The following is a 21,813-nucleotide window of genomic DNA, read 5'->3' as shown; positions in this document are numbered from 1 at the left end:
GTGGCCGATCACCCTCTCAGGTCGGCTACGCATCGTCGCCTTGGTGAGCCGTTACCTCACCAACTAGCTAATGCGCCGCGGGCCCATCTTATAGCGGATTGCTCCTTTAATTACTTCTTCATGCGAAGATGTAATGTTATGCGGTATTAATCTTCCTTTCGGAAGGCTATTCCCCTCTATAAGGCAGGTTGCCCACGTGTTACTCACCCGTCCGCCGCTAGATTCGTTCCCGAAGGAACTCCTCTCGCTCGACTTGCATGTGTTAGGCACGCCGCCAGCGTTCGTCCTGAGCCAGGATCAAACTCTCAATAAAAAGTTTAATCTCTTCGCTCAAATTACTTTGAGTCTTAATTTTAAGACGTCTAAAAGAATTGCTGGTTTTTACTTAACTTATATTCTGTTCAATTTTCAAAGATCTACACTTTGCCGTCTCATCGACTGCTTTATCATAATAACATTTCACTACTCAATTGTCAACACTTTTTTGTCATCAATTTTTCTTGAATTTTTCTTGTTATTTAGCTTTCGTTCCCGACGACGTTATTTATAATATCACGATTATAATTATCCCTAACTCCAATTTCATATTATTTATTTATTTTATTATTAAATTTCTAGCTAATTCTAATTTATTCTCTTTTTTTCATATAATGATACACCAGGCAAAGTTAACTGCTAATTCTACAGTTTTAACACAATTAATATCATATTTCATCAAAATTATCTATATTTTCACAATTTTATTTTACTTAATATCAATTTTAATCTAAAATATTATTATAAAATAATACAAATTAAATATTGGGAGGCATATATGATAAAAAGGGCTTTTTTTATTCTAATTATATCAACATTTTTATTTGTAGGTTGCGTAAACAAGAATTCAGATACATCTTCTACAACCAACTCTACATCTCTATCGACATCATATAAGGAAAATATAAATAATAATACTAAAGCAACTCTTTCAGGTAAGACTTCTACTTATACTAAATATATATCTTTAGGTAATTATTTATTCTTTCCTAATGTTGCTAACAATAATAAATTATCGATATTAGATATTTCTAAACCTATAAATAAAATAACTAACAATTTAGTTGTAGATAGTTTTGATTATTCTGTTGACTCATTAGCTACTGATAATAATTTCATCTACTTTTCATCAACATCTAATAGTAAAGGACTTTATAAATTAGATTATCAAAAAAAGAATGTTACAAAAATTAATGATAGCTACCCTAAAGGATTAGTTTATCAAAATGAGAAATTATATTATACCGATTTAAATACCCAAAATATCTACTCATTTGATGTTAAATCTAACTCTAAAACATTATTATCAAATACTAGGGTAGGAGAATTTATCGTAAATAATAATTCTATATACTATAAAAATTTGGATGATTCCTCAAAACTATACTGCCTAAAATTAGATAAAAGTGCAAACTTCAAATTAACAGATGCTCCTGTAGATAGCTTTATAACTTATAGTAATAAAATATTATTTATAAATACATCAGATAATAATTCTTTATATTCTTTAGACTTATCAAATAATGAAGTAAAAAAAGTTATAGATATTAATGCTACTAAATTAAAGCAATTCGATGATAAAATTTATTTTATAAATAATAATGATCCAAATTCTATCTATGAACTTAAAGCTATAGATCAGAATAGTAATTTTGATTATAATAAAGTATTTTCAGATTTCACAAATGAATATTTTCCTACAGATAAGGGAATTTTCATAGAGACTTCGTCAAATACTAATGAAATAGAAATTCTTAATATAAACTAAAAAAAATAAAAGGCCATCTGGCCTTTTATTTTTTTATGATATTCTGTTTACTATTTCCTTAAATTTATTTCCTCTTTCAGCAAAGTTAGGGAACATATCAAAAGATGCACAAGCTGGTGATAAAGTAACTATATCCCCCTCTACTGCTAATTCTTTAGCTTTAAATACAGCATCCTCCAAAGTATCTACCAGACTTATAGAAACTTCAATACCTTTTTCTTCTTTCAATTTTAAAAATGCAGCTTTAATTAAATCCTTTGTAGCTCCTAGCAATATTAATTCCTTTATATACGGATATCCTTCCTCTGCTAAAGGCTCAAAAGGAATATGCTTATCATAGCCTCCTGCTATTAAAATTACTTTTCTTTCAAAAGCGAATAATCCAGCTAATGTTCTTGTTGGACTTGAAGCTATAGAGTCATTATAATACTTAACACCATTAATTTCCCTAACTAATTCACATCTATGCTCAACACCACCAAAGTTCTCAGCAACTTTCTTCATAACCTCTATAGATACATCATCTTTTGTTGCTAAAAATGCAGCTAAATAATTCTCTATATTATGAATTCCTTTAATAGCTATATTTTCTTTATCACAGACCATCTTACCTTCTAGATATAACACGTTATCCTTTAAGTATGCACCATTTTCAATTTGTCTTTTAGAACTAAACTCTTTAACTATTCCTTTTGCCTCTGAAACGAATCCATGAGTTATTTCATTTTCTCTATTTAATATTAAAACTCCATCTTTATCTTGATTTAAAAATATGTTTTTCTTAGCATCTATATATTCTTGCATATCAAGATGCATATCTAAATGATTTGGTGCAAGATTTGTTACTATCGCAATATCAACCGGAGCATCCATAGTCATAAGCTGAAAGCTAGATAATTCTAAAACAACTTTATCTTCTTCTCCTATTTCTTCTATATCGGAGAACAATGGGGTTCCTATATTTCCACCAACCCACGTTTTATATCCTGCTTCTTCTAGAAGCTTTGATATAATCGTTGTTGTTGTTGTTTTTCCATCACTTCCTGTAATTCCGTAAACTTTCCCCTTACAATATCTAACAAACTCCTCCATTTCTGAAGTTATATATGCACCTTCATTTTTTACTTTTACTAAAGCATCACAATCTATTCTCATTGAAGGAGTTTTAAATACAACATCAAATCCCGTTAACCTATCTAAGTAACCATCTCCTAGTTCTAAGATAACTGATAATTCATCAAACTCTTTTGCAATGTCACCTAACTCTTCTCTATTCTTCTTATCAAATGCAGTTACAACCGCTCCAAGCTTAACTAAAAACCTTATAAGCGGTATATTGCTAACTCCTATTCCTACAACAGCAACTTTTTTCCCTTTTATAAAACTTTTAAATTCATTAAATTGCTTTTTCATAATCTTCCTCCAAAACCATCTATAAAATATTATATGAAACTCTTTTTAGTAAGTTCAAATTAGTAATATAAACTTATTAAACAAATCATTTATAACCAACTAAATATGTATTATCATTTCTCACATTTGTTCGGATTAGTAACTTCTCCTTGCCAAACGTAAAATTTGGAACCTCTCTTAAAGTCTGTCCCAATTCCTTCTAATTATAACACTTAAATTAATTAAATACAAAAGAGAGGAGAATTTCAACATCTCCTCTCTTTTTAGAATTAGAATTCTAAGCTTTTTTCAATGTAAGCTTCTAAATCTGAAATTTTTACTCTCTCTTGTTCCATAGTATCTCTATTTCTAATAGTAACTGATTCATCTTCTAAAGTATCAAAATCTATTGTTATACAGAATGGAGTTCCTATTTCGTCTTGTCTTCTATATCTCTTACCGATACTTCCAGCTTCATCATATTCTATATTGAATTTTTTGCTTAAATCAGAATATACATCTAAGGCTTTTTCGGAAAGTTTCTTTGAAAGTGGTAAAATCGCAGCCTTATATGGAGCTAAAGCTGGATGTAAATGCATAACTGTTCTAACATCTCCACCTTCTAACTCTTCTTCATCATATGCATCTACTAAGAATGCTAAAGCAACTCTATCAGCTCCTAAAGATGGTTCTATAACATAAGGAACATATTTTTCGTTAGTTGTTGGATCTAAGTAGCTCATATCTTGACCTGAATGTTCTTGATGCTTTTTTAGATCATAATCTGTTCTATCAGCTATTCCCCATAATTCACCCCATCCAAATGGGAATAAATATTCTATATCTGATGTTGCATTTGAATAGAATGATAGTTCTTCTTCACCATGATCTCTCATTCTTAAGTTATCTTGTTCTACTCCTAGATTTAATAAGAAGTTCCAGCAATAATCCTTCCAGTACTTAAACCACTCTAAGTCTGTTCCTGGCTTACAGAAAAATTCTAACTCCATTTGTTCAAATTCTCTTGTTCTAAATGTAAAGTTTCCTGGAGTTATTTCATTTCTAAATGATTTACCAATTTGAGCAATACCAAATGGAACTTTCTTTCTTGAAGTTCTTTGCACTGATTTAAAGTTTACAAATATACCTTGAGCTGTCTCCGGTCTTAAGTATATTGTACTAGCGGAATCCTCTGTTATTCCTTGGAATGTTTTAAACATTAAATTAAACTTTCTTATATCAGTATAATTTAATTTTCCGCACTTAGGACATACTATATTATTCTTTTCTATGTATTCCTTTAATTGCTCATTAGACCATCCATCTGCGCTAGCAACTTCTGCTCCATTTTCAGTCATATGATCTTCTACAATTTTGTCTGCTCTAAATCTTGCTTTACATTCTTTACAATCCATTAAAGGATCTGAAAATCCACCAACGTGTCCTGATGCAACCCATACTTCTGGATTCATTAATATAGCACAATCTACTCCTACATTATACGGACTTTCTTGAACGAACTTCTTCCACCATGCTTTTTTAACGTTATTTTTAAATTCAACTCCTAATGGACCGTAATCCCAAGAGTTCGCTAATCCTCCGTATATCTCTGATCCTGGGAATACAAAACCTCTACTCTTACAAAGAGCAACTATTTTTTCCATAGTTTTTTCTACTGCCATTTTAATACCTCCAATTTTTTTATAAATAAAAAAAGCCTCAGACCTAAAGGGACGAAATTTCAATTCCGCGGTTCCACCCTTCTTGGCTTTAGCCCAACTTTCAATGTTAATACTCAAAAGCGCCCTTCAACTTAAATTAATAACGATTCACACCAACCATCGTCTCTCTAAAAGAAATATTAAGTTTACTCCTCTTTATCATTGTACCTATTAAATTATATATTAATTTTACCAAAAGCCTTTTATATGTCAAGTATAAAAGACTTTTTATTAAATATTTAAATTATATTAATAACTTATATCATTTTGATTGTACTTAACTTCAAATACTATAATTCAAATTCTAGAATTCAAATATTATATATCATTATATAATAAAAGAGTTTTATAACAATAGATAAATTATCTACTCTTATAAAACTCTTATAAAAATGGCTCCGTGGAGAGGATTCGAACCTCCAACCTATCGGTTAACAGCCGAGTGCTCCACCATTGAGCTACCACGGAATATTCTTATAAATTAATTTTAAAATTAAAATGGCTCCGTGGAGAGGATTCGAACCTCCAACCTATCGGTTAACAGCCGAGTGCTCCACCATTGAGCTACCACGGAATATTCCTATAAATTAATTTTAAAATTAAAATGGCTCCGCGAAGAGGATTCGAACCTCCAACCTATCGGTTAACAGCCGAGTGCTCCACCATTGAGCTATCGCGGAATATTTACTACATTAGTTATTATATCAAGTTTTATTAATATTGCAAGTGTTTTTTGTAATTTTTTTAATTTTAGTTTCTAAAAATAAAAAAATATTCAAAAGCAATAAACCATTTGCATAAAATTAAATAAAATGGGAGCAAAAAACTTTACTCCCTAAAATATTATTTTTGTGGTTTCATTGTTGGGAACATTATAACATCTCTTATAGATGCTGAATCTGTTAAGAACATTATAACTCTATCTATACCTATACCTAATCCACCTGTTGGAGGCATACCTGTTTCTAAAGCGCTCATAAACTCTTCATCTATCATGTATGCTTCATCATCACCTAGTTCTCTTTCTTTTTCTTGTTGATTAAATCTCTCTCTTTGAACTATTGGGTCATTTAATTCGGAATATGCATTACATATTTCTCTTCCAAATACAAATCCTTCAAATCTTTCAGTAAATTTATCATTTCCTCTTTTCTTTTTAGTTAAAGGAGATATTTCTACTGGATAATCACAAATAAAGGTTGGTTGTATCATATGTTGTTCTGCATATTCTTCAAATAGAACATTTAACACTTCACCTTTTGTAACATGCTTAATATTCTTTTTAAATTCTAAATTCTTTTCTTTAGCTATAGTTTGAGCTTCTTCATCTGATTTTATTTCATTAAAATCTATACCTGTATGTTCTTTTACAGCATCAACCATAGTTATTCTTCTCCATGGTGGTGCAAAGTCAATTTCTGTACCTTGATAATTAACCTTAGTTGTTCCATTTACTTTTTCACATACTGATGCTATCATATTTTCTGCAATTTCCATCATATCATTATAGTCAGAAAATGCTTCATATAATTCTATCATTGTAAACTCAGGATTATGTCTTACAGACATACCTTCATTTCTGAAAGTTCTTCCCATATCATAAACTTTTTCTAATCCAGCAACTATACATCTCTTTAAATATAATTCTGGAGCTATTCTTAAGTACATATCTATATCTAAAGTATTATGATGAGTTATAAATGGTCTTGCTGATGCTCCTCCTGCTATAGGTGCAAGCATTGGAGTTTCAACTTCTATAAATCCTCTGTTATCTAAGAACTCTCTCACGCCTTTAAGTATAGCTGCTCTCTTCATAAAGTTAGTCTTAACTTCTGGATTTGAGATCATATCTACTTCTCTTTGTCTATATCTTAAATCTGGATCTTTTAATCCATGCCATTTTTCTGGTAATGGTTTTAATGATTTACATATTAATTCGAAGCTCTTAACTTTAACTGATACTTCTCCAGTTTTAGTTTTAAACACTTCTCCAGTTGCAACAACCCAATCACCTAAATCATATGTTTTATATGATTTTAAGGCTTCTTCTCCTACTTCATCTATTTTTATAAATAATTGAATTTTTCCATCTCTATCTTGTATGTCTGAGAATACAACTTTTCCTTGACCCCTCTTAGACATAATTCTTCCAGCAACTGTAACTATAGTTCCTTCTAAATTTTCAAAATCATCCTTAACATCCTCTGACATATGTGTTCTTTCAACTTTATAAACGTCAAATGGATCCTTTCCTTGATTTTGTAACTCTATTAGTTTTTCTCTTCTTAATGCTTCTTGCTCACTAAACTGAGATTCTAACTCTTGTATATTCATTTCCTCAGTTGACATTAAATATCCCTCCGTTACTCTCTTCTTATTCCTAATACTTCAAACTTGTTTGTTCCACCTGGAACTAACACTTCAACAATCTCTCCAACCTTTTTACCTAATAAAGCAGCTCCTACTGGTGATTCATTTGATATTTTGAATTCCATAGGATCTGCTTCTGCTGAACCTACTATTGAATATTCAACTTCTTCATCAAATTCATAATCCTTAACTTTAACTATTGTTCCTACTGCAACCTTATCTGTTGGAATTTCTGATCCATCAACAACAACAGCATTCTTTAGCATATTTTCTAATTGAATAATTCTACCTTCAGTAAATGCTTGTTCGTTTTTAGCTTCATCATATTCTGAGTTTTCGCTTAAATCTCCGTATCCTAATGCTACTTTTATTTTTTCAGTTATTTCTTTTCTTTTAACAGTTTTTAAAAATTCTAATTCATCTTCTAACTTTTTTACACCTTCGTATGTCATTACGAACTTTTTAGTTTCACTCATGATTTTCTCCCCTTCAAATTTCTACTTTTATTTAAATACCTAACACTAGGTCTGATATTCTTAAAATCATTTAAAACATTATAAATCAGCAAGTATTATATGTCAACTAAGTTATAAGCTAAAGGTATCCCTTTATCTTTATTTAACAGATATATAGTATTCTCGCTTTTAATATATTTATTCTTTTAAAAATTTATTATTCAGGTATATAATTTAAACTTTATCGAAACTTCTTATTAATTCATACTTATAGTTATTTAACAATTCAATTACAGAATTGCTATCTTCTAAAGTATTCATAACTCCCCTTATGTCATTACTTTTAGGTAATCCCTTCATATACCAAGATGCATGTTTTCTCATTTCCCTCACAGCTTTTCTCTCGCCATCGTACTTAATTGCTAATTCATAATGTCTTAAACACATATTTATTCTGTCTAAATAACTTATTTCTAAAGGTGAATTTCCTTTTAAGGCATATTCAATTTGCTTAAATATCCACGGATTCCCCATACTCCCTCTTGCAACCATAATTCCATCGCAATTAGTTTTATTCTTTAACTCTAGTGCATCTTCTGCTGTAAATACATCTCCATTTCCTAACACTGGTATTGAAACAGCATCCTTAACTTTCCCTATTATATCCCAATCTGCTTTTCCTTCATACATCTGTTCTTTGGTTCTTCCATGAACAGTAATCGCATCTACTCCAGCATCTTCAAGACCCTTAGCAAATTCAACAGCATTGATATTTCCTTCATCCCAACCTTTTCTGAATTTAACTGTTACTGGTTTAGTAGATACCTTTTTAATTTCTCTTACTATATTGGCTGCTAACTCAGGATGCTTTAGTAAAGCTGATCCTTCCCCATTCTTAGTAATTTTATTTACAGGACACCCCATATTTATATCTATTAAACAAATATCTTCTCTTTCATTAAAATATCTTTGTACTACTTCAGCCATTATCTTAGGATCATTCCCAAAAATTTGAGCTGCAACAGGAGTTTCTTCATCAGCTATTCTAAGCAATGACTTTGTATTTTCATTTCCATAGTAAAGGGCTTTAGCGCTTACCATCTCTGTATAAACTAACCCACATCCCATCTCCTTACATAGTCCTCTAAAAGATATATCTGTTACCCCTGCCATAGGTGCTAGAAAAACATTATTTTCAAATTCTAGGTTTCCAATTTTCATATTATACTACTCCTTATTTTTTTCGTATATTATTCTTAACCCCTCTAATGTTAAACTAGAATCAACCTTATCTATAACGTCTGTTTCCTTAGCTATTAATTTTGCTAATCCCCCTGTCGCTATAACTAAAGGTTCATCTGAACCAAGATCTTTCATTTCTTTTTTTATTTTATTTACTATATATTCTACCTGCCCTATATATCCATAAATTATACCCGCTTGCATGCTAGATATAGTATTTTTACATATTATATTTTTTGGTACTTCTAATTCTACTCTCGGTAACTTTGCAGCTCTATCAAATAAAGCATCAGATGCTATTCTTATGCCTGGTGTAATACATCCCCCAAGATAGTTTGCTTCTTTAGTTAATGAACAAAATGTTGTTGCTGTTCCAAAATCTATTATTATAAGATCTCTCTTATACTTGTCATGAGCAGCTACAGCATTTACAATTCTATCAGCTCCCACTTCCTTTGGATTATCATATTTAATATTTATTCCAGTTTTAACCCCTGGACCTACAATTAAAGGATTAATTCCAAAACTCTTTTTTATCATATTCTCTAATGAATGCATTATATTAGGAACAACAGATGAAATTATTATTCCTTTTACTTCTCTAGGATTTAGATTACTTTGAATAAAAAGCTGCATAACTTGAATAGAATATTCATCTGATGTTTTTTTTGCATCAGTAGAAATTCTCCAGCTAGCAATATTTTCAGAATTATTATATACTCCCAAGACTATATTTGTATTACCTACGTCTACTACTAAAATCATACAAGCACCACCTTAATACAATTAAAAGCAGCTTTGAAAGCTGCCTTTATTTAAATAAATATAATCACAATAATTTAACAATTTAATTTTAACAATTACAAATCATTTGTCAAGTGTTGTAAAATCTATATATTAAAATAATCCTACTATTTCTCCATTATCTAGTATATCCATTTTATTTGCAGCTGGAACCTTTGGAAGTCCTGGCATTGTCATTATATCACCATTTAGTGCAACAATAAACCCAGCTCCATTAGAAACTCTTATCTCTCTTACAGTTATTTCAAAATTTTCAGGTCTACCTTTTAATGATGGATTATCAGATAATGAATATTGAGTCTTTGCCATACATATAGGTAATTTATCTAATCCAAATCTCTCTAACTCCTCAATTTGTTTTTTGGCATTTGGAGTAAAGACCGCCTTATTTGCTCCATAAATTTCTCTAGCAATTATATTTATCTTTTCTTCAATAGTATTTTCTACATCATAAATTGGTTTAAAGTTAGACTTTTCTTTTTCTAATACCTCACAAACAACTTCTCCTAGCTCAATTCCACCTTCTCCACCTTTTGCCCACACATCTGATAAAGCAACCTTAACACCTAATTTATTGCAATAATCTATAATAAATTCCACTTCTTCATTGCTATCACTTACAAATTTGTTAATAGCTACAACTACTGGTACATTATATTTTTTAATATTTTCAATTTGCTTTTCTAAATTAGTTATTCCCTTAGCTAAAGCTTCAACATCTGGAGTGTTTAACATCTCCTTGCTCACCCCACCATGATTCTTTAGTGCTCTAACAGTTGCGACTATAACAACACAATCTGGAGTTAATTCACCATATCTACATTTTATATCCATGAATTTTTCAGCACCCAAATCAGCACCGAACCCTGCTTCAGTAACAACTATATCACCTAATTTAAGTGCCATTTTTGTTGCTATTATAGAGTTGCATCCATGAGCTATATTTGCAAACGGTCCTCCATGTATTATTGCTGGAGTATTTTCTAATGTTTGAACTAGATTAGGCTTTATAGCATCTTTCATAAGTAAAGCCATTGCTCCTTGCACATTTAGCTGCTTTGCATAAACTGGATTTCCATCTAAATCATAAGCTATTAATATATTACCCATTCTCTCTTTAAGGTCTGATAAACTATTAGCTAAACATAGAATAGCCATAATTTCTGATGCAACAGTTATCATGAATCCATCTTCTCTTAGAAAACCATTAAGCTTTCCGCCTAGTCCAACAACTATATTTCTAAGTGCTCTATCATTCATATCCATTACTCTTTTAAATACTATTCTTCTTGAATCAATTCTTAAATCATTACCTTGATGTATATGATTATCTATAGCTGCCGCTAATAAGTTATTAGCACTAGTAATAGCATGCATATCCCCTGTAAAATGTAAATTTATATCTTCCATGGGTACTACTTGAGCATAGCCACCACCTGCTGCTCCCCCTTTTATTCCAAACACTGGTCCAAGTGAAGGCTCTCTTAATGCTATAACTGCATTCTTCCCCATTTTACAAAGTGCTTGCCCTAGGCCAACTGTAACTGTTGACTTTCCTTCACCTGCTGGTGTTGGGTTTATTGCAGTAACCAAAACTAGCTTGCCATTTTCTTTATTCTTATTTTTTTCTAATATATCTAAAGATAACTTACATTTATATTTCCCATATTGCTCTATATCATCTTCAGTTAAATTTAACTTTTCTGCTATTTTTGTTATATACTCCATTTTGGCTTCTTGAGCTATTTGAATATCACTCTTCATCTCAATACACTCCTGTCTTTTATAAAATTATTTAATATTCTTATTCTATACATAAATTATATCATCTATTTCATAACTTTTAAATATTCATTCGAACATTATTAAATTATTTTTAATTATAATTCGCTATATTGTGTTAAATTCTTATTTTTGCTTTAATTTCAAAATATATAATTCGTATTTTTTAATACATATAATAAAATTTATGAATAATCCTTATATTACACAACCTTTTTACATCTTAATAATTAATTTTAAATTTTATAATAAATTCTCTATAATAAGAAAGAGTAGCCATATGGCCACTCTTTCTTATTATTAGCTAGCTTCAAAAATTCTTACAAATTCTTCACCATCTATTTTTTCTTTTTCTAATAAAGTTGCTGCTACCGCATGTAATTTATTAATATTTTGACTTAATAAACTTTCTGCTCTTTCATATGCTTCATCAATAAATCTCTTAACTTCTTTATCGATTTCTGCTCCAACTTCTTCACTGAAGTTTCTGCTATGTCCTAGGTTTCTTCCTAGGAACACTTCATTATTATCTCCGCCATATGAGATAGTTCCAAGCTTATCGCTCATTCCATATTCCATTACCATAGCTCTTGCTATAGCACTTGCTCTATCAATATCATTCTTAGCTCCAGTACTAATATCTGATAATATTAATTTTTCAGCAACTCTACCTCCAAGTAATCCAACCATATCATCTTTTAACTTTTCTTTTGATGTATATGATCTATCTTCTTCTGGTAAATGCATTGTATAGCCACCAGCCATACCTCTTGGTATTATACTAATTTCATGAACTGGATCTGAATGAACTAAAAGTTTCATTACAACTGCATGACCTGCTTCGTGATATGCAGTTAACCTTCTATCATGTTCATTAATAGCTCTACTTTTCTTTTCTGGTCCAGCTATTACTCTAGTTATAGCTTCTTCAAAATCTTGCATACCTATTAATTTTTCATTTTTTCTAACAGCTAATAACGCTGCCTCATTTGCTAAGTTTTCTAAATCTGCCCCACTAAATCCTGGAGTTCTCTTAGCTAATACTTTTAATTCTACATCTTCTGATAAAGGCTTTTTCTTAGTATGAACCTTTAGTATCTCTTCTCTTCCCTTTACATCAGGAGCCCCAACAACAATTTGTCTGTCAAATCTACCTGGTCTAAGTAACGCTGGATCTAATATGTCAGGTCTATTTGTTGCTGCAATCATTATTATTCCTTCATTAGCACCAAAACCATCCATCTCAACTAACAATTGATTTAATGTTTGCTCTCTTTCATCATGTCCGCCACCAAGACCTGCACCTCTTTGTCTACCTACTGCATCTATTTCATCTATAAACACAAGTGATGGAGCACTCTTTTTAGCTTGCTCAAATAAATCTCTGACTCTTGATGCACCAACACCAACGAACATTTCAACGAAATCTGATCCTGATATACTATAGAAAGGTACTCCAGCCTCACCAGCTATTGCTTTTGCTAATAAGGTTTTACCTGTTCCAGGAGGTCCTACTAATAAAACTCCCTTAGGTATTCTAGCTCCCATCTCAGTATATCTAGATGGTTGTTTTAAGAAATCAACTATCTCTTCTAATTCTTGCTTTTCTTCATCAGCACCCGCTACATCATCAAATGTAACTCTTTTTGCATCTGGAGGCATTACTTTTGCTCTGCTTTTTCCAAAGTTCATAACACCTCTTCCGCCACCACCACCTTGTGACTGTTGTGACATCATAAAGAAGAATACAAAGAATAGAACCATTATCATTATTGTAGGTATTATACTAATCCATACACTACTATTTGAAGGCTGTTTAAAATCTACTCTTATATCATCTTTAGGAGTTTGAGCCATTAACATCTGCACCATTTCACTAGGAGCATATGTATTAAATTGCTTATCGTCTCTTGTTTTTCCTGAAATTAACATCTTATCTGGATGAACCATAATACTTTCTATCTCATCATTAACCCATTTTTGTTGAAAATCACTGTATGATATCTCATCTGCCATCTTACCGCTATTCCATAAGAATGTTGCAGATAAGAAAAGTATCAAAATAACAAATATCCATACTGTTGCACTTGAATATTTTTTCATTCAAGGCCCCCCTTTCCTCTAGTTTTATTATATTGCATTTTAAATTTAATTTTTATATACTTCTTCTTTTAATATGCCTACATATGGTAGATTTCTATATCTTTCTGAAAAATCTAATCCATACCCAACTAAAAATTCATCTGGAACTTCATATCCACAATATTTAACTTCTATATCCACCATTCTTCTAGATGGCTTAGTTAAAAAGGTTATTATTTCGATACTATTAGCTTTTCTAGTTTTCAAGTATTTTAATAAATAATCTAATGTAACTCCACTATCTATAATATCTTCTACTATAATTATGTCTTTACCTTCAATGCTATGATCCAAATCTTTTAAAATTCTAACTACTCCTGATGTTTCAGTAGAAGCTCCATAACTAGATACTGCCATAAAATCAATTTCACATGGTATTGTTATATTTTTTATAAGATCAGATGCAAACATAACTGAACCCTTTAAAATTCCTACAATAAGTAAATTTTTATCTTTGTAATCTTCACTTATCTTAGTTGCTAATTCCTTAACCTTAACTGATATTTGTTCTTCAGTAAGTAATATCTCCTTTATGTCCCTTATCATTCTCCTATTCCTTTCTAATAAAAGTAATTTTTATTATATTTTTAGTTTCTTTAGTTATCTTAAATTTATCTGAAACTTTATACCCTACTATCCACGCTATTTCATTATCAAAACATAAAATTGGGATTTCATCTCTTTCCTCAAATGGAACCTTTAAATCAATAAATACATCTTTTAACTTTTTACTTCCCTTCATTCCAAGTGGAATTATCTTATCCCCATTTTTTCTTTCTCTAACAATTAGCTTTTCTTTTATCTTATCATAATCAAAATATTTTATTAATACGTTATTAGAAAATTCTATATTATTTTTATCTTTTATAACCTTAAAATCAATATTATATTTATTAAATTCACTGGTATATTTATTTAATTGATCCTTACCTATTAACACCTCTTTTTCTTCATATTCTTTTTTATCATATGATTTATTTTTTAAGTATATATCTCCATATACATTTTCGGCTACTATTCCATTAGGTAAATCAATTTTTTTGTTTGTAGAATTTTTTGCAAGCTCAATCACTTCATAAATATGCTTCATTTCAAAATTATTGTACTTTCCAGTAAACTCCACAAACGCCTTTTTTATAATTCTTGTTATTATAGCTTTATCTAACAAAAATGCTTCTTTCGATATAACTATATGATTATTTTTATTATTACAATACTTTTTATAACTATTATTGCATTGTTTTTCAATAAAGTCATTATCTATTTGTAATAAATTTGTCATTCTGTTCAAAGTTTCTATTATATCTTTGTTAAAATTCTCCTTCATATAAGGTAGTATATCTAATCTAACTTTATTTCTACTATATATATTTTCTAAATTAGTTTTATCTATTCTAGGATTTAAATTGTTATCTTCACAATAATTTTCTATCTCATCTCTCGAAAGACATAATATAGGTCTTATTATTCCACCTTTTCTTTTACTCCTGATACCACATAATCCTTCTATTCCCGCTCCTCTCATCATATTCATGATAACAGTCTCAGCTTGATCATTGGAATTATGTGCTACTGCTATCTTACTATAATTATGTGTATTTTTTATAAAATCAAAAAAATTATATCTTTCTTCTCTTCCTGCCATTTCATGAGAAATACTTTTTTCTTTAGCTATTTCATCTATATTAATTCTTTTTGAATAAAAATCTATATTAAATTCTTCACATATTTTTTTTGCATATTCTTCATCATTGAAAGCATCCTGCCCCCTTAACATATGATTAACATGAGCTGCTCCTATATCTATATTTAGAGAGTTTCTTAACTTATAAAGTATATGAAGTAAACAAACAGAGTCAGGCCCTCCAGATAAAGCAACCAAAACTCTATCTCCATCTTGTATAAGATCATTTTTAATTATAAAATCCTTTACTTTGTTTATCACATTTATGCTCCTCAGTATATTTATTTTATTATATAATTCCTAATAATCACTTCCCTAATACAGTCTAAATAATATTTTTCTTATAATACTTAAATAATATTAATAATGTTATGAACTTATTTAATTAAACATAAAACTTTTAAGCTATATATCATATTCCATATGAATAATTAAAACATATATAATATAATAACCTTAACATATATATATGTAAACAATTATGATTGCTAATTTTTTCAACATCAAAAATTGAAGAAGATGAGATACCGAATTTATATCCCATCCTCTTTTATTTAATCCTTCTATTAATAAACAGAGTACATTTTGGAAACCAAAACTGTCATATCATCCCATACCTTTCCGCCACTTAACACTATCGCCTTTTCAAGAATATCTCTAGATAACGCTGCTGGATTTGTATCTGCATATTGTAAATATTCCTGTAACCAAGAATAGCTTCCAACATTATTTTTATCTATATCTAAAACACCATCACTAATTGAAACTATTATATCACCGTGTTTTAGTTTTACTTTCTCTGAACTTATATCTACACTATCTAATATTCCAAAAGGTAAACTGCTAGATTTAACAACTTTAACATCTTGTCCTCTTTTTATAAAACTAACAACTCCACCTATCTTTATAAACTCTGTTTCACCAGTATATAAATCAACTACGCTTAAATCCATAGTAGTAAATTTTTCATCTTCATTAAACTTCATAGCCATAATAGAATTAACTGTATTTATAGCTGTTTTTTCACTAAATCCATTTTCTATAAACCTTTCAATTAAATCAACAGCTAGTCCACTTTCTGTTCCAGCCTCAGGACCAGAACCCATTCCATCACTTACTATAGTTAAATATGTGCCATCATTATTTTTAGAAAAACTATAACTGTCTCCTATTGAAGTTTCGCCATCTTTAGCTCTTGTTGCAGCATAAGAAGTCATATGATATTTAGGAGTCTCTTCTATTATAATTGAGCAATCATTTGTATCAGGATCTATCCTGCAACCTTCACTTGATATTGATACTGGAACTCTCACTAGCCCATTAATTACAGGTAATATGTTCTTAGCACAATAACATCCACCTTCACAGTTATTTAAAGTTAATTTTATTTTCATTCTACCTTTTCTATCTAAATAGCAAAATACATCCTTATATTCTATTTTATTTTTACTTAAGGCCTTCTTTAATACCTTGTCTATTTCTGAGCATATAGATATATCTTTTTCAAAATCTCTTATCATATCTCCCATAGTTTGAGATATATTATTTATATGATTTGCAATTAAGTTTCTTCCTTCTGTTAACCTTGTTTTTAAAGCTTCATTAACAGTATAATTATTTACAATTTCTTGAGCATTTTTCATTAAACTTCTTTTCTTTACGCATTTCTTTTCTAAATCTTGCGGAAAATATATATCATTATTTTCACAACTACTTATAAGTTCAGAAAAACCTTCAAAAGTAGAATGTAAATTACGATCCCAACACCTCTGTCTAAGCTCACAATTGTAACATACTCTATCTGCTAAGCTCTCTACCATAGCAGTTCCTTTATTATTTAATGATAAAATATCATTTTCTCCCAAATTCAATATTGATGATGATAAACTTGACAATATCGATTTCATTGAGTTAAGCCTATCAACAAACTCATTTTTTACACCATTTAGATGTATATCATTAATAATTTCTGCCTTCTTTTCTTGATTAAATTCCTTATTTATATATTCTATAACCTTTTTAGGAATACTAATTAAAATTACTATAGCTACTACTACTTCTATTCCTCCATAAATAGAAAATTTATCCGAATACATTGATACTATGAAGTAAACAACGGAATATGCTATTGAAGAAAATATCCTTCCCGTATCTTTAAATATTCCAATTATAAGTCCACATAAACTATATAAACCTATAGATATTATTATATCATTATTAGTTATTCCAATGACAAACCCCATCGAAACTCCTATAGCAGATCCTAATCCTGTCCCCCCTATATATGCAAAAATAGCTATTATAGTTAACGCTAATATATTTCTTAAATGAACTCCCAAAATATTTAAGTTACCTATTCCTGCAACCAATAAGCATAATAAAATCCCTATACTTATCAATTCTTCTGTTGAGAAGAAATAATTACTTTCTAATTCATCAACACAATTCAATGCATAATTAAGTATGTACCTAACAGGTATTATACTCAATACCTTTAAAGCCGAAAAAGTTAAATTAACGCCTATAGGCTGATTATTTATTATTAAATTATATATAAAAAATGTTGAAAATATTAAACCAAAAGTTACTGTGTCTCTTTGCTTTAACTCTATTTTATTACATATTTCAATATATAGCATTACTACAACAGCTACTATACAATAAGCAATTGCTCCTTCCAGAGTTTTATATATAGAAAGATATCCAGCAATAATACCTAATAGAGATAATAATATATCTCTTCCCTTCTCTTTTCTTATTCCAATAAGATATGCAATCCCAAAAGGCGCTATCCCCATATCTATAGTTACAGATAATAAAACTCTACTTAACAAAAATCCTATCAAAAAAGCTGCAATTGCACTAATAGCCGTCCCATTTAATCTTAATTCTTTTTTATTTTTTCTATTTTCTAATCTCTTATATGTTGATATATCAACACCATATTGCATATACTCCCCTCCAACTTCCATAAAATGTAATTTAAATTATAGCATTACTTTTAGGAAATATATGTCATATGATGTATCCTATTATCCACTTTCGTTGGACAATAAAATATAAATTTCCTTATATGTATTTAGATACTTTTTTAATATTATATTTATATAAATTTGCTTGAACTCTATGTATACTGATAGTTTATATAGTATTTTAATTATATAAATATCTATTATAAATTTCTTTTAATAGTTTAACTTTTAATACAATTTTGTCACTATAACAAACTTTATGAAGAACAAAATTTTTAAATATAGTAATTTTTTATTTTTGTTTATCATATAATTTATGTTATTAATTTTTATATTTAAACTTATATCTAGTCTTTAAATTAATAAAATTTTATATAACAAAAAAGTACTTAAGAAATCTTAAGTACTTTTGGTGCTGAAGACCGGAATCGAACCGGTACGGTATCGCTACCGCAGGATTTTAAGTCCTGTGCGTCTGCCTGTTCCGCCACTTCAGCGTATATGGTAGCGGAAATAGGACTTGAACCTACGACACCTCGGGTATGAACCGAGTGCTCTAGCCAGCTGAGCTATTCCGCCATTTTATGGTTGCGGGGGCAGGACTTGAACCTACGACCTTCGGGTTATGAGCCCGACGAGCTGCCAACTGCTCCACCCCGCGATATTATAAGCTAAATTCAACTTGGTGCTGAAGACCGGAATCGAACCGGTACGGTATCGCTACCGCAGGATTTTAAGTCCTGTGCGTCTGCCTGTTCCGCCACTTCAGCGTATATGGTAGCGGAAATAGGACTTGAACCTACGACACCTCGGGTATGAACCGAGTGCTCTAGCCAGCTGAGCTATTCCGCCATTTATGGTTGCGGGGGCAGGACTTGAACCTACGACCTTCGGGTTATGAGCCCGACGAGCTGCCAACTGCTCCACCCCGCGATATTATAAGTTGAATTTAGCTTGGTGCTGAAGACCGGAATCGAACCGGTACGGTATCGCTACCGCAGGATTTTAAGTCCTGTGCGTCTGCCTGTTCCGCCACTTCAGCATGTTTTTACTGTCGCCCCTCAGCGACAAAATTAATTATATATTATGTTTTCTATAGTGTCAACATATTTTTTAATTTTTTTCTAATAACATTATGTTACTCAAATAATAAAGGACTGATATCCATTATGCAATCAGCCCTTTATAGATTTATATATTAAATTTATATGATGTCTTTATTTATACTGTTAGAAGTTTCTTCTTCCACTTTTAGATTTAAAATCTTGATTCTTTTTTACATCTTGCATTCTTTCTTCGCTGTCCTTTAAGAATCTTGACATTATATCTTCAAAGTTACCTGAATTCCCACCGGATTTCTTATTTTCTGAAGACCAATCTATTTCTATAGGTTTTACTGATTTTTTTTGAACATTTGCTTGCTTAATTGATAAACTTATCTTACCATTATCGTCAATTGATATTACTTTTACCTTAACCTTGTCTTGTTCATTAAGATGTTGTCTAATATCCTTAACGAATGAATCTGCTACTTCTGAAATATGAACTAATCCTGTTTTACCTTCTATCTCTACGAAAGCTCCAAAACTAGTAATATTAACCACTGTACCTTCTAATATGTTTCCTGCCATTAAGGTCATGTTACAAAGATTCCTCCTTAAAAATTAAATAATATATGTTATTATAATAATAACCTTTTTTTGTAGTTTTAAAACATATTCTTTAGTTTTGCGTTTTAGGATTTACAACTTTTTCGCCCTCTTTTATCATTCCTAGCCTATCTCTTGCAAGTTTTTCAATATATTCATTAGAATCAACTTTTTTTAAATCTGCCTCTAACTTACTATTCTTACTTTTAAGCTCTTCTAGCTCTTTTTGGCTAATAATAATATTCTCTTGGATTCTTTTCATTGTAATTTCCTGTTTAATGTAATTAAATACGAAAATTGCAAAAATAAAAACTATAATTAATCTTTTAAGAGTTAATTGCTTTTTAATTGCTCTCACCCTCTTTAAAATATATTATATAATATATTTTAAACACTATACATATTTTATTCAAGCTATTTTTTTATGTTACTACTTTGAATCTACTTTTTTCCACAAATATTATAATATACAACTTTTATAGGATAAATTAAATTTTTCAAAATTATCCTTATAATTTTACTAACTTTATCTATTATATATCTCTCTAACTTTAAAATTGTAGGGCTTATTAATTTTAAATAAATAATCAAGGTTACTATCATGAATATATATACATATGGTCCTAAGAAGGCATAATTAGTGTATAGTAAAAAAGCAAATACTATAAAAGCAGTTAATATCCAAAATAAAATATCTTCTATTATGATTATTATCTTGGGTATTTTTACTCCTCTTATTATGTTATACAGGTCAAACATAATTCCTATCAGTATTCCCGAAAGAATGGAATACATAACTATGTCAAATTGAACATCTATTGATAACGGCATACTTACCTCTATTTAAACAACTTAGAAATTATATTTTCTTTTTCTTTTTTAACTTCTTTACTACTATATACTATGGAAGATATATTTCCTATAATTATTACGTCACCATTCTGTACATCTAATTTATTCATCTTTAATTCTGATCCCTTGATAGTTAAAAACCCTAATTTTGTATTTAATAATATTTTTTCATCATCGAAACTTATGACTTCTTCTACCCCTGTAAGTGTTAATCTTTTTCTATTCTCTAAAGTTATATTACCCCTTGGCTCTTCTAACTTATTTTCATTTCTCTTTTCCATCTTATCTCCTCCACATATTCTTTATAAAAATATATGAAGGAGTTATTGTTTTTATTCTTTATCTTCCTCTCCTTCTAATATCTCATACATTTCTTTTGCATTTTCTTTTTTTACATGCTCAACTATATTAATTATTCTTGCCTTTAATGATCTATTTGCAAATTGAATTTCTATTATATCGCCTTCTTTTACAACTGTTGATGCTTTTGCAACTTTATCATTAATAGAAACTCTTCCCCCTTCACAAACCTCTTTAGCAACTGTTCTTCTCTTTATTATTCTAGAAACCTTAAGATATTTATCTAACCTCATAATAACTCTCCTTATTATTTTATATTATCAAAAGAACCCGAGGGAATACTCGGGTTCTAAATATACTACTTATTAACTTTTTCCTTAAATTCTTTACCAGCTTTAAATACTGGAACTGTTGAAGCTGGAATGTTTATAGTTTCTTTAGTTCTAGGATTTCTTCCTTCTCTTGCAGCTCTTTCTCTTGTTTCGAAAGTTCCGAATCCAACTAATTGAACTTTTTCACCTTTTTCTAACGCTTCTTCAACGCTTTCTATGAATGATTTTAAAGCTAATTCAGCATCTTTCTTAGTTAATTTACTTTTTTCTGACATGCTAGTGATTAATTCTGCTTTATTCACAATTACATCC

18 protein-coding genes, 10 tRNA genes, 1 rRNA gene and 1 other annotated feature are annotated in these 21,813 nt (G+C 29.8%); of the genes, 1 reads left to right on the top strand and 28 read right to left on the bottom strand.

What is annotated here, in order from left to right:
- Positions 1–313 (bottom strand): 16S ribosomal RNA (locus tag NSA50_RS08510); the annotation flags it as partial.
- A gap of 501 nt (positions 314–814) precedes the next feature.
- Between NSA50_RS08510 and NSA50_RS08505 the strand changes: the two genes are divergently transcribed.
- Entirely contained in the window at positions 815–1,804 is a 990-nt protein-coding gene (locus NSA50_RS08505; RefSeq protein WP_257444422.1) for a DUF5050 domain-containing protein, read from the top strand.
- A gap of 33 nt (positions 1,805–1,837) precedes the next feature.
- Here the strand turns inward: NSA50_RS08505 and murD are convergent, their stop codons facing one another.
- The 27 genes from murD to NSA50_RS08370 form a co-directional block, all read right to left on the bottom strand.
- Entirely contained in the window at positions 1,838–3,217 is a 1,380-nt protein-coding gene (gene murD, locus NSA50_RS08500; protein ID WP_257444420.1) for a UDP-N-acetylmuramoyl-L-alanine--D-glutamate ligase, read from the bottom strand.
- A gap of 269 nt (positions 3,218–3,486) precedes the next feature.
- Positions 3,487–4,878: a glycine--tRNA ligase gene (locus NSA50_RS08495; RefSeq protein WP_195265903.1), complete on the bottom strand. Its 1,392-nt coding sequence runs from the start codon at positions 4,876–4,878 to the stop codon at positions 3,487–3,489.
- Positions 4,879–4,922: 44 nt separating this feature from the next.
- Positions 4,923–5,089, bottom strand: a binding site (T-box leader).
- 221 nt (positions 5,090–5,310) lie between these two features.
- A tRNA-Asn gene (locus NSA50_RS08490) sits at positions 5,311–5,385 on the bottom strand.
- Positions 5,386–5,416: 31 nt separating this feature from the next.
- A tRNA-Asn gene (locus NSA50_RS08485) sits at positions 5,417–5,491 on the bottom strand.
- A gap of 31 nt (positions 5,492–5,522) precedes the next feature.
- Positions 5,523–5,597 (bottom strand) — tRNA-Asn (locus NSA50_RS08480).
- 163 nt (positions 5,598–5,760) lie between these two features.
- A complete protein-coding gene (gene lysS, locus NSA50_RS08475; RefSeq protein WP_195265905.1) occupies positions 5,761–7,266 on the bottom strand; it encodes a lysine--tRNA ligase in 1,506 nt (501 codons plus the stop codon).
- Positions 7,267–7,280: 14 nt separating this feature from the next.
- Positions 7,281–7,763, bottom strand: a complete 483-nt coding sequence (gene greA, locus NSA50_RS08470; RefSeq protein WP_195265907.1) for a transcription elongation factor GreA — start codon at positions 7,761–7,763, stop codon at positions 7,281–7,283.
- 213 nt (positions 7,764–7,976) lie between these two features.
- Positions 7,977–8,963 (bottom strand): tRNA dihydrouridine synthase DusB, encoded by a 987-nt coding sequence (gene dusB, locus NSA50_RS08465; RefSeq protein WP_195265909.1) that lies wholly within the window; start codon positions 8,961–8,963, stop codon positions 7,977–7,979.
- Positions 8,964–8,969: 6 nt separating this feature from the next.
- A complete protein-coding gene (locus NSA50_RS08460) occupies positions 8,970–9,749 on the bottom strand; it encodes a type III pantothenate kinase (protein WP_195265910.1) in 780 nt (259 codons plus the stop codon).
- 132 nt (positions 9,750–9,881) lie between these two features.
- Entirely contained in the window at positions 9,882–11,552 is a 1,671-nt protein-coding gene (locus NSA50_RS08455) for a formate--tetrahydrofolate ligase (protein WP_257444414.1), read from the bottom strand.
- Between the two features lie 318 nt (positions 11,553–11,870).
- A complete protein-coding gene (gene ftsH, locus NSA50_RS08450; RefSeq protein WP_195265913.1) occupies positions 11,871–13,673 on the bottom strand; it encodes an ATP-dependent zinc metalloprotease FtsH in 1,803 nt (600 codons plus the stop codon).
- A 45-nt stretch (positions 13,674–13,718) separates the two neighbouring features.
- Positions 13,719–14,258 carry a hypoxanthine phosphoribosyltransferase gene (hpt, locus tag NSA50_RS08445; RefSeq protein ID WP_195265915.1) on the bottom strand — a complete coding sequence of 180 codons (540 nt, stop codon included), beginning with the start codon at positions 14,256–14,258 and terminating at the stop codon, positions 13,719–13,721.
- Positions 14,259–14,262: 4 nt separating this feature from the next.
- Positions 14,263–15,657 carry a tRNA lysidine(34) synthetase TilS gene (tilS, locus tag NSA50_RS08440; RefSeq protein ID WP_195265925.1) on the bottom strand — a complete coding sequence of 465 codons (1,395 nt, stop codon included), beginning with the start codon at positions 15,655–15,657 and terminating at the stop codon, positions 14,263–14,265.
- Between the two features lie 305 nt (positions 15,658–15,962).
- Positions 15,963–18,347: a stage II sporulation protein E gene (gene spoIIE / locus NSA50_RS08435; protein WP_195429590.1), complete on the bottom strand. Its 2,385-nt coding sequence runs from the start codon at positions 18,345–18,347 to the stop codon at positions 15,963–15,965.
- Positions 18,348–18,778: 431 nt separating this feature from the next.
- A tRNA-Leu gene (locus tag NSA50_RS08430) sits at positions 18,779–18,865 on the bottom strand.
- A gap of 5 nt (positions 18,866–18,870) precedes the next feature.
- Positions 18,871–18,947 (bottom strand) — tRNA-Met (locus tag NSA50_RS08425).
- A gap of 6 nt (positions 18,948–18,953) precedes the next feature.
- A tRNA-Met gene (locus NSA50_RS08420) sits at positions 18,954–19,029 on the bottom strand.
- A gap of 22 nt (positions 19,030–19,051) precedes the next feature.
- Positions 19,052–19,138: transfer RNA gene (locus NSA50_RS08415), tRNA-Leu, on the bottom strand.
- A gap of 5 nt (positions 19,139–19,143) precedes the next feature.
- A tRNA-Met gene (locus NSA50_RS08410) sits at positions 19,144–19,220 on the bottom strand.
- Positions 19,221–19,225: 5 nt separating this feature from the next.
- Positions 19,226–19,301 (bottom strand) — tRNA-Met (locus tag NSA50_RS08405).
- A gap of 22 nt (positions 19,302–19,323) precedes the next feature.
- Positions 19,324–19,410 (bottom strand) — tRNA-Leu (locus tag NSA50_RS08400).
- 187 nt (positions 19,411–19,597) lie between these two features.
- On the bottom strand, positions 19,598–20,008 hold the full coding sequence (locus NSA50_RS08395; RefSeq protein WP_195265929.1) for a S1 domain-containing RNA-binding protein: 411 nt from the start codon (positions 20,006–20,008) through the stop codon (positions 19,598–19,600).
- A gap of 82 nt (positions 20,009–20,090) precedes the next feature.
- Positions 20,091–20,375, bottom strand: coding sequence for an FtsB family cell division protein (locus tag NSA50_RS08390; protein ID WP_308463897.1), 285 nt, complete (start codon positions 20,373–20,375; stop codon positions 20,091–20,093).
- Between the two features lie 83 nt (positions 20,376–20,458).
- Positions 20,459–20,848, bottom strand: a complete 390-nt coding sequence (yabQ, locus tag NSA50_RS08385) for a spore cortex biosynthesis protein YabQ (protein WP_257444409.1) — start codon at positions 20,846–20,848, stop codon at positions 20,459–20,461.
- Between the two features lie 8 nt (positions 20,849–20,856).
- The gene (gene yabP / locus NSA50_RS08380; RefSeq protein WP_008681654.1) at positions 20,857–21,150 is read right to left on the bottom strand and encodes a sporulation protein YabP; all 294 of its coding nucleotides are present in this window, start codon (positions 21,148–21,150) and stop codon (positions 20,857–20,859) included.
- 51 nt (positions 21,151–21,201) lie between these two features.
- Entirely contained in the window at positions 21,202–21,462 is a 261-nt protein-coding gene (locus tag NSA50_RS08375) for an RNA-binding S4 domain-containing protein (RefSeq protein ID WP_142691423.1), read from the bottom strand.
- A gap of 65 nt (positions 21,463–21,527) precedes the next feature.
- Positions 21,528–21,803 (bottom strand): HU family DNA-binding protein, encoded by a 276-nt coding sequence (locus NSA50_RS08370; protein WP_008681650.1) that lies wholly within the window; start codon positions 21,801–21,803, stop codon positions 21,528–21,530.
- Positions 21,804–21,813 lie beyond the last annotated feature (10 nt).

The sequence above is a fragment of the Clostridium mucosae genome (assembly GCF_024622765.1).
In the GTDB taxonomy this organism is placed as follows: domain Bacteria; phylum Bacillota; class Clostridia; order Clostridiales; family Clostridiaceae; genus Clostridium.
Note: the sequence above shows the minus strand (reverse complement) of the source record. Positions and strands in the feature narration are given on the sequence as shown.

Bases quoted from the DNA above. Each gene is read 5' to 3' on its own strand.
- murD (WP_257444420.1), bottom strand. From the start codon at position 3,217: ATGAAAAAGCAATTTAATGAATTTAAAAGTTTTATAAAAGGGAAAAAA.
- spoIIE (WP_195429590.1), bottom strand. From the start codon at position 18,347: ATGCAATATGGTGTTGATATATCAACATATAAGAGATTAGAAAATAGA.
- NSA50_RS08505 (WP_257444422.1), top strand. From the start codon at position 815: ATGATAAAAAGGGCTTTTTTTATTCTAATTATATCAACATTTTTATTT.
- yabP (WP_008681654.1), bottom strand. From the start codon at position 21,150: ATGGAAAAGAGAAATGAAAATAAGTTAGAAGAGCCAAGGGGTAATATA.
- NSA50_RS08455 (WP_257444414.1), bottom strand. From the start codon at position 11,552: ATGAAGAGTGATATTCAAATAGCTCAAGAAGCCAAAATGGAGTATATA.
- lysS (WP_195265905.1), bottom strand. From the start codon at position 7,266: ATGTCAACTGAGGAAATGAATATACAAGAGTTAGAATCTCAGTTTAGT.
- dusB (WP_195265909.1), bottom strand. From the start codon at position 8,963: ATGAAAATTGGAAACCTAGAATTTGAAAATAATGTTTTTCTAGCACCT.
- ftsH (WP_195265913.1), bottom strand. From the start codon at position 13,673: ATGAAAAAATATTCAAGTGCAACAGTATGGATATTTGTTATTTTGATA.
- yabQ (WP_257444409.1), bottom strand. From the start codon at position 20,848: ATGCCGTTATCAATAGATGTTCAATTTGACATAGTTATGTATTCCATT.
- NSA50_RS08460 (WP_195265910.1), bottom strand. From the start codon at position 9,749: ATGATTTTAGTAGTAGACGTAGGTAATACAAATATAGTCTTGGGAGTA.
- NSA50_RS08375 (WP_142691423.1), bottom strand. From the start codon at position 21,462: ATGAGGTTAGATAAATATCTTAAGGTTTCTAGAATAATAAAGAGAAGA.
- NSA50_RS08395 (WP_195265929.1), bottom strand. From the start codon at position 20,008: ATGACCTTAATGGCAGGAAACATATTAGAAGGTACAGTGGTTAATATT.
- greA (WP_195265907.1), bottom strand. From the start codon at position 7,763: ATGAGTGAAACTAAAAAGTTCGTAATGACATACGAAGGTGTAAAAAAG.
- NSA50_RS08495 (WP_195265903.1), bottom strand. From the start codon at position 4,878: ATGGCAGTAGAAAAAACTATGGAAAAAATAGTTGCTCTTTGTAAGAGT.
- hpt (WP_195265915.1), bottom strand. From the start codon at position 14,258: ATGATAAGGGACATAAAGGAGATATTACTTACTGAAGAACAAATATCA.